The organism is Novipirellula sp. (genome assembly GCF_041583735.1).
Classification (GTDB): domain Bacteria; phylum Planctomycetota; class Planctomycetia; order Pirellulales; family Pirellulaceae; genus Novipirellula.
Genome location: NZ_JBFHFD010000263.1, coordinates 1 through 10967 on the forward strand (window position 1 = coordinate 1; position 10967 = coordinate 10967).

At 55.0% G+C, this 10967-nt stretch carries 9 protein-coding genes; 8 read left to right on the forward strand and 1 reads right to left on the reverse strand.

The window, feature by feature from the left end:
* The 6 genes from ABX962_RS18935 to ABX962_RS18960 form a co-directional block, all read left to right on the forward strand.
* Positions 1–1255, forward strand: a 1255-nt coding sequence (locus ABX962_RS18935) for a sulfatase-like hydrolase/transferase (protein ID WP_372721595.1), incomplete at its 5' end; no start/stop codon positions are given.
* A gap of 106 nt (positions 1256–1361) precedes the next feature.
* Entirely contained in the window at positions 1362–1634 is a 273-nt protein-coding gene (locus ABX962_RS18940; protein WP_372721596.1) for a hypothetical protein, read from the forward strand.
* A gap of 298 nt (positions 1635–1932) precedes the next feature.
* A complete protein-coding gene (locus ABX962_RS18945) occupies positions 1933–3336 on the forward strand; it encodes a DUF1501 domain-containing protein (protein WP_372721597.1) in 1404 nt (467 codons plus the stop codon).
* 43 nt (positions 3337–3379) lie between these two features.
* Positions 3380–4438, forward strand: coding sequence for an alpha/beta hydrolase (locus ABX962_RS18950; RefSeq protein ID WP_372721598.1), 1059 nt, complete (start codon positions 3380–3382; stop codon positions 4436–4438).
* 319 nt (positions 4439–4757) lie between these two features.
* Positions 4758–6104, forward strand: a complete 1347-nt coding sequence (locus tag ABX962_RS18955) for a sulfatase (RefSeq protein ID WP_372721599.1) — start codon at positions 4758–4760, stop codon at positions 6102–6104.
* Between the two features lie 55 nt (positions 6105–6159).
* Positions 6160–8376, forward strand: a complete 2217-nt coding sequence (locus ABX962_RS18960) for a sulfatase-like hydrolase/transferase (RefSeq protein WP_372721600.1) — start codon at positions 6160–6162, stop codon at positions 8374–8376.
* A gap of 20 nt (positions 8377–8396) precedes the next feature.
* On the opposite strand, the gene ABX962_RS18965 is transcribed toward ABX962_RS18960, so the two are convergent.
* Complete coding sequence (locus ABX962_RS18965; RefSeq protein ID WP_372721601.1) at positions 8397–9221, reverse strand: phosphatidylinositol-specific phospholipase C/glycerophosphodiester phosphodiesterase family protein; 825 nt, start codon at positions 9219–9221, stop codon at positions 8397–8399.
* A 96-nt stretch (positions 9222–9317) separates the two neighbouring features.
* On the opposite strand from ABX962_RS18965, the gene ABX962_RS18970 reads away from it, so the two are divergent.
* Together ABX962_RS18970 and ABX962_RS18975 are read left to right on the forward strand one after the other, a co-directional pair.
* A complete protein-coding gene (locus ABX962_RS18970) occupies positions 9318–9701 on the forward strand; it encodes a hypothetical protein (protein ID WP_372721602.1) in 384 nt (127 codons plus the stop codon).
* 495 nt (positions 9702–10196) lie between these two features.
* Positions 10197–10967, forward strand: a 771-nt coding sequence (locus ABX962_RS18975) for an NAD-dependent epimerase/dehydratase family protein (RefSeq protein ID WP_372721603.1), incomplete at its 3' end; no start/stop codon positions are given.

Below are 10967 nucleotides of genomic sequence, written 5' to 3' on the forward strand. Positions count from 1 at the left end.
ATTTGGTCACCAACACCACTACCACAAATTTGCGTCGTTTCACGACGTGGTCGGTTTGGCGATGCCGCAAGTGATGAAGAACGCAGGCTACCGCACGGGACAGATCGGCAAGTACCACGTTGCGCCCGAGGCGGTTTATCACTTTGAAACCTATCTAAAAGGCAATTCACGCAACGCCGTTGAGATGGCCGATGCGAGTCGCGGCTTCATCACCGATTCGAGCGATGATCGGCCTTTCTTTTTGTACTTTGCCACCTCGGACCCCCATCGCGGTGGCGGCGTGGACAAAACCAGCAAGCTCGAACTGAAGCCCGATCTATTTGGCAACAAGCCCAACGGCAAGGCTTACCCCGGCGTCGACGAGGTGTTCTACGATCCTGCGGACGTGATCGTGCCTGCGTTTTTGCCCGACACGCCCGAGACACGCGAAGAGTTGGCTCAGTACTACCAATCGTGTTCACGGATTGATCAAGGCGTCGCTCGCTTGGTCGAAATCCTGAAGGCCAACGATCTCTACGACAAAACGATGATCGTGTTTACCGCCGACCACGGAATGGCGTTCGCCGGAGGCAAGACGACTGTCTACGAAGGAGGGCTGCGAGTTCCCTTTGTCGTTCGCGATCCCTACCAAAGCGAACGCGGGGTCGAATCCGAGACCCTGATCAGCCACATCGACATCACTCCTTCGATCCTCGATTTCGCCGGCGGACTGGATCCCAAAACAAACGGCCCCAAAAATCCAATCAACGTCAAAAAGTACTGGGCCGAGCGTGACGAGGCGATGAAAGACAATCGTGACGGCGGTCAAAAATTCGACTCCTACCACGGCAAATCATGGATGCACTGTTTGGCAACCCCGTCCGAACCGCATCATGAAACCATCTTTGCCTCGCACACGTTCCATGAAATCCAAATGTACTACCCGATGCGAGTCGTTCGCGACGACAAGTACAAATTGATCTGGAATATCGCCTATCCGCTGCCGTACCCGTTCGCCTCGGATTTGTGGGCCGCCAGCAGTTGGCAGGCTCAGTGGAACAAAGGGCCTGACGCGCCGTACGGCAACAAAACGGTTGACGGCTATGTCCACCGCCCCCAATTCGAGCTATACGACATTGCGGCCGATCCCAATGAAACGAGCAATCTAGCCGACAGCGAAGGGCACAAAGATATCCTGGAGCGTTACCAGGCCAAGCTGAAAGCGATGCAGAAAGAGATGCAGGATCCGTGGATCATGAAATGGAATTACGAATAATAGATGGCGGGCATCTGCGGATGTTTTCGTTGCGTGGTCGCCGTGCGGCAACTATCCTAACAGACCCACGTTTTCCTTCGTTCCTCGTGAGTTTTGCCATCTATCGATGATCTATTTCATTCTCTGGGTCGTCTTTCTCGTCGCGGTCATCCTGGCGGTACCGATTGTATCGCTAATGGGCAACCGTAAACCGCGAGAGCCCAAGGCAGCCGCCGACCCCGAGGCCATGCCCGAGGAAGCGGAAGAGCAAGCGTTCGGCGAAAACGAAGGTTTTGCCGGCGACGAGGTCGCAGCCGAAGTGCCCGCAGACGATGGATTTGGCGGTGAACCGATGGCGAGCGGCGACGACGCGTTCGAAGGCTTCGAAGAGCTGAAGTAGTCCCGCAAGCAGTAGTCCTGGAAGCAGCGGAACGCCGACTGCAAGGATGTTTTGGACGCACCGCTAGCGAGTCCCATGCAACGACATGGACTGTAAACGAGGTTTGTTTCGCGGAGAGGCGTGCGACAATCGCGTTTTCATTGTTTCGGATCGGACGCCCCTGACGGACACCTACAGACGGACACCTAGAAATTGCCCACGACACGCTGGCGAGATCCGTTAGAATAACAGCGTCCTCAAGATCCCCCCTCGCTCGCTCCCGCCTTCCCTCCCTTCCTCCCTCCCTGAGTGCGATTCGATGAATCCATTTTCGTCTTCTCTTTCGCGTCGTGAAATGCTGCGCCGATGTGGTACCGGTTTCGGTGCGGTCGCATTGGGCGACATGCTTAGCCGAGACGCGATGGCCGCTGGATCTTCGCCGCTGCAGTTTCCCGCCAAAGCGAAATACGTCATCCATCTGTTCATGAACGGGGGACCGAGCCATGTCGACACGTTCGATTACAAACCGGCACTGGCCAAGTTCGATGGCAAAACAGCGCCCACCGGCACCTTAAAAACAGAACGTCCCACCGGCAACGTGATGGGGTCTCCGTTCAAGTTCAAACCCTACGGGGAGAGTGGAATTCACGTCAGCGAGTTGTTCGCCAAAACAGCCGAGCACATCGACGACATCTGCGTGATCAATTCCATGCATGCCGATGTTCCCAATCACGAACCTTCGCTGATGTTGATGAATACGGGCGAATCACGACTGGTCCGCCCCAGCGTCGGATCGTGGATGACGTATGGACTTGGAAGCGAGAATGAAAATCTGCCATCGTTCATCGTCATGTGCCCCGGTGGCTACCCGATCAAAGAGTCTCAAAATTGGCAGAACAGCTTCCTGCCGGGTAAATACCAGGGCACCTATATCGATTCGAGTCACGAGCGTGTCGACAAACTGATCGACAATATTCGCTCGCCCGGAGTCTCGGAGTACGACCAGCGTCAACAATTGGACCTGCTGGCGTCGATCAACCAGCGTCATGCAGCGCAGCGTCTGGAAGACCCACGATTGGAATCACGAATCCAGTCGTTTGAACTGGCGTACCGGATGCAGTACGAAGCAACCGACGCGTTTGATGTTTCGCGAGAGACGGCGGCGGTACGAAAAGCCTATGGCCCCGGCGATTTTGCGCGTCAAACCTTGATCGCCCGCCGATTGGTCGAGCGAGGCGTACGGTATGTTCAGCTTTACACCGGAGCCGGACAACCTTGGGACAACCATGACGACTTGAACGCCGGCCACAAACGGCTCGCCGGCCAAGTCGACCAGCCAATCGCGGCGCTATTGGCCGATCTGAAACGGCTCGGTTTGCTCGAAGAAACCTTGGTGATTTGGGGTGGCGAGTTTGGCCGGACGCCGGTGGTCGAGATGCCCAAAGAAGGCTCGAACCAGGGCAAGATGAATGGTCGAGACCACAACCATCATGGCTTCACCATGTGGATGGCTGGCGGCGGTGTCAAAGGCGGCCAGACGATTGGGATGACCGACGAGATTGGGTTCAAAGCGGTTGAAAATCGCGTGCATGTGCACGACTTGCACGCCACGATGCTGAAGTTGATGGGATTTGATCACAAGAAATTGACCTACCGCTATGCCGGTCGCGATTTTCGGTTAACCGACGTTCACGGCCGCATCATCAACGACGTGATCGCGTAGCCACACTCGCACCCAATATCTCTCCGCAAAGTTCTCGATGTTCATGAAATCAATCGTTCGTTTGACGTCCACTTGCTTCGTCGCCCTGCTTGCCATCCCGGTTAGCTGCAGTCTCGCGTCGGCGGCGGACACCTATTCCGAAAATCCTGGGACCGAGGGCAACGGCAAGCACATTGTCGGCCCCAATTACTCGATCGATCCCGATTTAACCGACCGAGGAAATCCGAAGGGCAAGTATTTTGAATTCACGATGCCACTTGCCGACAGCAAGATTTTTCCGGGCACGGACACCACGCTGAACCCGAAAAAGGAAGTCCGCAAGGAACGAAAGATTTTTGTCTATGTTCCCGCCGCCTACGTCGACGGGAACAAGGCTCCGATCTTGGTCACGATGGATGGTCCTAGCCGATTGGATTTGGTCCGCAACGCACTCGATAATCTGACGATCTCAAAAGATCCCAGCCGTAGGTTGCCCGCCTTTATCGCGATTGCGGTCCAAAACGGAGGCAACGATGGCAAGGGAAGCGAACGAGGACTGGAATATGACACGATGTCCGATCGCTATGCCCGGTTCATTAATGACGAAGTTCTGCCCGCGGTGCTCAACAACCCGAAAATCAAAGCGGCCTATCCCCACATTGCGTTTACCGAAAACCCATGGGGCCGAGCCGCGATGGGATGCAGTTCCGGAGGCGCCGCGGCGCTGACGATGGGCTGGTTTCGCCCCGACTTGTTTCGCCGCTTGATCACTTACTCGGGCACCTTTGTGGACCAACAAGACGACGACGCTCCCGAAGAAGCCGACTACCCGCTGGGTGCTTGGGAATACCATTCGAGCATGAAATTGATCGCCAACAGCGAAAAGAAGCCTCTGCGGATCTTTACGCATGTTTCCGAGAACGACAACCGCGCGAACGATCCCGAGAGAACGCATCACAATTGGGTGATGGCCAATGAGCGGACTGCCGCAGCACTAGAAGCAAAGGGATATGATTACCGCTACGTGTTTAGCCGAGCGACACGGCACTGTGACCGCAAAGTGTTCGAGCACACGTTGGATGACACGTTGGTATGGATGTGGCGAGGCTATCACGCCGAGTGATCACCTGAGACCGCTAAGCAATCACCATCACAACCCGCTTTGAAGACGTTCCCCGGACCAAAGGCCCAGCAATTTGCCAACCGCTGTCATTAAGGCCGAGCAAACGGCCGGACCGTTGGCCCTTCCATTCATTGGTTTTCTTGGTCCCAGCCCGTTGGGCTGGGCTAGGTAAACGTCCGGGGCTTTGCCCCTAAAGATAAACACGCAACTTTAAAACATACGCGTCGGGTTGTGATCTTATTAAGCTGGACGTTCTTGGACGACACGGACCGTTCGGTGCCCCGTCACTACCTCGCTATCTCTTAACCCAAGCCTGACCATGATTCGATTTTCTTGGATTGCTGCCGTCGTAGCGTTGACCATCTTGTTGGCGGCGTTTGCAAAACCATCGCTGGCCGAACGACCCAACGTATTGATCATTTACGGCGACGACCAAGGCTCGATCGATCTGGGGTGCTTGGGCGTCACCGATTTGCAGACGCCGAATTTGGATCGCTTGGCCAACCAAGGACTGCTGCTGACTCAGATGTATTCGGCTGCACCGGTGTGTTCGGCGAGTCGTGTGGGATTGTTGACGGGACGTTACCCCGCACGCGCGGGACAACCTGGCAACGGCGATCTGCGGTCCGAAGAAGTCACGATCGGCGAAGTCTTTCGTGACGCGGGATATCGCACCGGACAAGTCGGCAAGTGGCATCTCGGTCAGACGGCAGAAAAGAATCCGAAGGGGCAAGGTTTTGAGGACTGGTTTGGCCATCTTGGTGGCTGTATCGATAACTACTCGCACTTCTTTTTCTGGGCCGGGCCGAACCGTCATGACCTGTTTGACAACGGACACGAAGTCTATCGACCGGGCGAGTATTTTCCTCAGTTGATGGTGGATCGCTGTAAAACGTTTATCGACAAACCGTCCGATCAACCCTGGCTCCTGTATTGGGCGTTCAACGCGCCGCACTACCCCTATCAAGGAACTCCTGATTGGCTCGAGCGTTACAAGGACCTGCCATCCCCCCGCCGTGAGTACGGTGCGTTTTTGTCGACGATGGATCAGTACATTGGCGAAGTGATCGAGCACCTCGATCGCAGTGGGCTGAGCGAAAACACGATCGTCATCTACCAAGCCGACCATGGCCACAGCACCGAGATTCGCGCCTTTGGTGGTGGCGGCAACGCCGGGCCCTATCGGGGAGCCAAGTTTTCGCTATTCGAAGGGGGCATTCGAGTTCCATCGATCGTTCGCTTTCCGTCAAAATTCCCCGCCGGCCAAACACGTGACCAATTCATGACCGCTTGTGATTGGTTGCCAACGCTTTGTCAGCTGTGCGACGTAAAACCGCCTGAAAACACGCTCGATGGTGTTTCGATCGTGGATGTTTTGAGTCATGATGCAAAGCCGCCACGCGAAACGTTTTATTGGCAGTTTGGTGGTGGCGGCAAAAACGCTCAGTGGGCGATCCGCGAGGAGAACTGGAAATTGATTGGCAACCCTCGTGACACGTCAATCAACGAAACCCAGCGCAAAGACGGTGGCCGATTGAAGGATAAACTGTTTCTTGCGGATCTAAGCCAAGACATTGGCGAGAAAAATAATGTTGCAGAATCTCGACCCGACATCACGCAGCGGTTGCTGAAGTCACGAGCCGAGATGACAAGTGACTTTGAATAGTCAAGTCATACATCCCCCCTATCTAAAAAAACCTTTCCCTCGTTTCCCAACCGCCATGATGAAAAAACATTTCTCTGTGCTATCGCTTATCGTCGTTACCGCGCTGCTGCTAATGCCTGGACGATCGCGTGCCGACGAGCGTCCCAATATCGTGTTCTTCTTTGCCGATGATCAAACCACCAGCACGATTGGCTGCTACGGCAACGATGTGATTCAAACGCCCAACATTGATGCGTTGGCCGCGCGAGGCACACGATTCGAAAACGCGTTTGTCAGCCAAGCCATTTGCTGGGTCAGCCGCACCACCATCCTGTCGGGATTAACGGGACGCAGTTTCGGTACCTCCGCGAATCCAGACACGGCGCGAGCCGATGCCGTGGAGACCTTGTACAGCGACCTGTTGCGAGAAAACGGATACCGCACTGGCTACTTCGGTAAATGGCACGCCAAGATGCCTGCGGGCTATCGAAACCAAGATCACTTTGACGAGTTCGAAGCGATTGGGCGAAACCCGTACTACAAAAAACAAGCCGATGGCAGTTTGCGTCACGAAACCGAATTGATCGTTGATCGCGGCATCGAGTTTGTCAAGAATCAGCCCAAGGACAAACCGTTCGCACTGAACATGTGGTTCAACGCTTGCCATGCCGAAGACGGTGATCGTCGCCCTGGGATCGGTCACTTCCCATGGCCTCGCGCGGTTGACGGGATGTACGAAGATGTCCAAATCGCCCCACCGCGACTCGGCGATCCCGCGATCTTCGACGGACAACCCGACTTTCTAAAAACCACCATCAATCGCGAACGTTATTTTTGGCGATGGAATACCGACGAAAAATATCAAACCAATATGCGAGCTTATTACCGCATGGTTAGCGGTATCGATGGCGCAATCGGGCGTTTTATCGACGCATTGGAAGAAGCCGGATTGGCTGACAACACGATCATCGTTTACTCGGCCGACAATGGCTACTACATGGGCAACCGTGGTTTTGCCGGCAAGTGGTCGCATTACGAGGAAGCACTTCGCGTGCCGATGATCGTTGCGGATCCACGAGTACCAAAAACTCAGCAAGGCAAAGTCAGCGACGCGATCGCGTTAAACTTAGATCTACCCGCGACATTCTTGGATTGGGGGAACGTCGAAGTTCCCAAGCGTTATCAAGGTCATTCTCTGAAACCGATTGTGGACTCACAAAAACCAGCCGATTGGCGGACCGAATCGTTTCACGAACACTTCGCCGTTCGCAATCGGATTCCAGCCTTCGAAGGCATCCGCAACGAACGCTACAAATACGTTCGCTATTTTGATCATGACAACCACGAATTCTTGCACGATTTGAAAAACGACCCTGACGAATTGGTCAATTTGGCCTTGGATCCCGAACATGCAGAAACGCTCAAAGCAATGCGTCAACGGACCACCGATCGCGTCGATGAACTAGGCGGTCCGCTTGATCCGTTGAAAGGTTTCACGCCCTCGACGGCGCCTCATCCCGAGGCTTCGGCGGCGGTTGGCACGCGAGCAGACAAAGATGGCTTCGTCCGTGTGTTTGACGGCAAGACACTGCGTCAGTGGTCGGGCGACCCGCAGTATTGGTCGGTGCAAGACGGTGCGTTGACCGGCGTGACCGATGGCTCGCTCAAGATGAACCGCTTCATCACGTGGAAGAACTCGACGATCCGCAATTTTGATTTGCGAGTCAAAGTCAAAGTCACCTCCGGCGGCAACAGTGGGCTTCAGTATCGTGGCACATCGCGTCCCGATCTTGGATTGGACATCGTGACCGGCTACCAATGCGATGTCGTCGCTGATAATCCCAATTACAACGGAATGCTTTACGAAGAAAAGGGACGCCGAATCCTTTCCCACACCGGCGAGAAAGTAATTATCGACAGCAAGGGACAACCGTGGGTGGTTGGAAAACTTGCTGGCAGTGAAGCGATCAAGGACTTTGACACCGAAGCTTGGCACGATTACCGCGTCTTGGTTCGTGGCAATCATCATCAACATTGGATCGACGGGCATCCGACCGCCGACCTGATCGATTTGGACGAGAAGGGACGTTCACTCGAAGGTGTGTTGGCCGTCCAAGTGCACGTCGGGCCTGCGATGAAGATCCAGTACAAAGATTTTAAGATCAAGCATCTACCCGACGATCTGCCACTGCTGACCGCCGACGATCACCCGATCCCCAGCGACGCCTACGGGGTGAAACCGCAAGGCCGATTGCCCAAAGATTGGAAGGCTCCGGTTTACGGAAATCGCTAAGTACAGCCAACGCTAGAGGACTAGCGATCGTTGCCTGCTTGGCGAAGAAACGTTTCCAGTCCAGCTAGATCGTCGGTGTTGATCATGTCGACACCGCTGTCGTGCAGGACACGCCACATCGCCGGGGTATCCGGGGTCGCCCAAAAACGAACGCGTCTGCCCTGAGCATGCGCAGATGCGATCTTTTGGTCCAACTTTTGTTGGTCTTCGGCGCTGATCGTTCCTTTGCCGTTCCAGCGAAAATGTTTACGCCAATTGTCGCTGATCAGCGGCATCAAATGGCTTGGCAGTGGCGAATCCAAATCGCTTAACCGGCCATCCAAGCCCGCGTAACGTACGGATTCCGCAGTCATCATTTCGAACGGCCGATTGCCAGAGACGATCACATGGATCGCTTTGCGTTGCAGTTGACCGTCACGAACCACCGAGATCAATTCGGGATAGCGAGCGAGAGTTTTCGCGAGTGCCGCATAGGTGGGCTCGGCTGCACTCTTAATATCAATCAGCAGATAAAACGATTCGTCGGTGCCATGCACCGATCCGTTATTCTGCTGTACTCGCTCGCGCAGTGGGTTCAAGTAAAGCGATTGAAGCGTGCGTTCGGGTTTCAGTTCATCTTGGGAATGAGCGACCCACAATTCCCCATCGACGAGATAGATATCTGCTTCGACGCTGGTAAAACCATGATCCAGCGCATCGAGCAACGGACGCGAGTGCGCATAATCATTGTGGGCATGAGCGAGCGGCAGCGGCGGTGCGGCGGTCGTTTGACAAAACGCGGCGTGATCGCCCATCGCGACGATGATCAGCGTCAATAGGGGCATGGCAGATGGCAAACGTTTCAAGGGATGTCGTCCAATGAGTGGAGGAAACAGAGTCGAATTCGTTTAAGAATTCACGCAATCCATCCTACCAATTAGGCTCTCGGTAAGCAGGAACCCATGATGAAACATCGCATTATAAAACTAGAGCTAGCGACGGTCGCGGCCACGGCAATCGGATTACTCGTCGTGCTGGCGGTGGGCTATCTGTCGTGGCCGATGGTGAAAGGCGCCCCAGGCATTGCGATCGGCACGGCGGTAGCAGCGCTGGTCGCGATCGGAATGCGAAGCCGACTCGAGTCGCCCCCGTCGATAGTTGCCAGCGCTATCGGTTCGACGGTCGCCTGCTTTTTTGCAATCGCAAGCGCCGAAATGCTGCCCCCGGGCAGCGTGCAGTGGATGCTGAAGGGCGGAATCTATGGAGCCTGTTTCGGGATCCCCGTCGCGTTGATCTTAGGCCCGATTGGTTTGATCGTTAAACCATCCATCAACCGCCCTCAGTAGCACGCCAACGGTTTGAAAAGCCAAGTGAAAATCGTAGGCCGAAGCGAAGTTTGGGCATCACGGCGGAAAAAAACTTTCCAGCACTTTCGTCTCCGCCGAACCTCCATCGAGCGAAATACGTGGCATGACCCCAGCGAACATGTCACACGTTCCTCAGAAATTTGCAGAAAAAACTGGGGCCAGTCCAATTGGGGGAGTACACTCAATAGTGCCAATGCCGCTGCGGGACCATTCTCGCGATGGGATTAGAGTGCGATTTTGCTCAGCGGGAAGCGGGATCCGCTGGAAATATGAACTGCCTCTTAAGATAGACACACTAAACAAGCAGTCCTTTTCGAGGTGGTCCCTCCATCTTTGGCACATACTTTGCGTTTGGATTTTGCGTTTGCAGACGTAGCAATGCATCGCGGACGGTGCTGTCACGTGCGAGCCGAGGTGGAGCCCTTGGCCAGTGTTGGAATCTTCAAGTTTAACTTCAATCGAAGAGGGCGTATCATGACTCATGCTTTGGTGACTGGAGCGTCTGGGTTTATTGGCGCTCACTTGGTACGCGAGCTGATGCGACGGGGGCATGAGGTTTCCTGCTTGGTCCGTGAACATTCCGACCGCAGCCGACTCGAACCATTTGCGCCGCGTTTTGTAACCGGTGATGTCACAGACCCCAGCTCGATCTCGCGTGCTCTCGATGGCGTGGACGAGGTGTATCATCTTGCCGGCGTGACGAAATGTTTACATGCACGCGACTACGCACGAATTAATGAACATGGGGTTGCGAATGTGTCAAAGTGTTGTGCGGAACGTGACCAGTCGCCAGTTGTAGTGGTTGTCTCGTCTCTTGCCGCGGCGGGCCCATCGCCAGGACCGGAGCCTCGCACCGAGTCAGACGCTCCGAACCCGGTATCAAATTACGGACGCAGCAAATTGGCGGGAGAACGAGCGGCGATGCGATTTGCCGCGGATGTCCCAACGACGATTGTGCGGCCCCCCATCGTCTTGGGCTCCGGCGATCATGACGGATTAGAAATGTTCAAAACAATCGCCAAGTTTGGCTTCCACATGGCTCCCGGATTCCACGACGATCGAGTGTCAGTGATCCACGCCGAGGACCTGAGCAAAGCACTGATCTTAGCGGCCAGCCAAGGCCGTCGCGTGTCAACGAATCCCAGTGACGCGACCGGTATTTATTTTGCCGCTGATGGCGAGAATCCGACGTACGCCGAACTTGGACGTATGATCGGCCGAACGTTTGGACGTTATCATGCCTGG

Excerpts from the sequence above, each read along its gene's own strand:
- ABX962_RS18950 (WP_372721598.1), top strand. The coding sequence starts at position 3,380 with ATGAAATCAATCGTTCGTTTGACGTCCACTTGCTTCGTCGCCCTGCTT.
- ABX962_RS18970 (WP_372721602.1), top strand. The coding sequence starts at position 9,318 with ATGATGAAACATCGCATTATAAAACTAGAGCTAGCGACGGTCGCGGCC.
- ABX962_RS18955 (WP_372721599.1), top strand. The coding sequence starts at position 4,758 with ATGATTCGATTTTCTTGGATTGCTGCCGTCGTAGCGTTGACCATCTTG.
- ABX962_RS18960 (WP_372721600.1), top strand. The coding sequence starts at position 6,160 with ATGATGAAAAAACATTTCTCTGTGCTATCGCTTATCGTCGTTACCGCG.
- ABX962_RS18945 (WP_372721597.1), top strand. The coding sequence starts at position 1,933 with ATGAATCCATTTTCGTCTTCTCTTTCGCGTCGTGAAATGCTGCGCCGA.
- ABX962_RS18940 (WP_372721596.1), top strand. The coding sequence starts at position 1,362 with ATGATCTATTTCATTCTCTGGGTCGTCTTTCTCGTCGCGGTCATCCTG.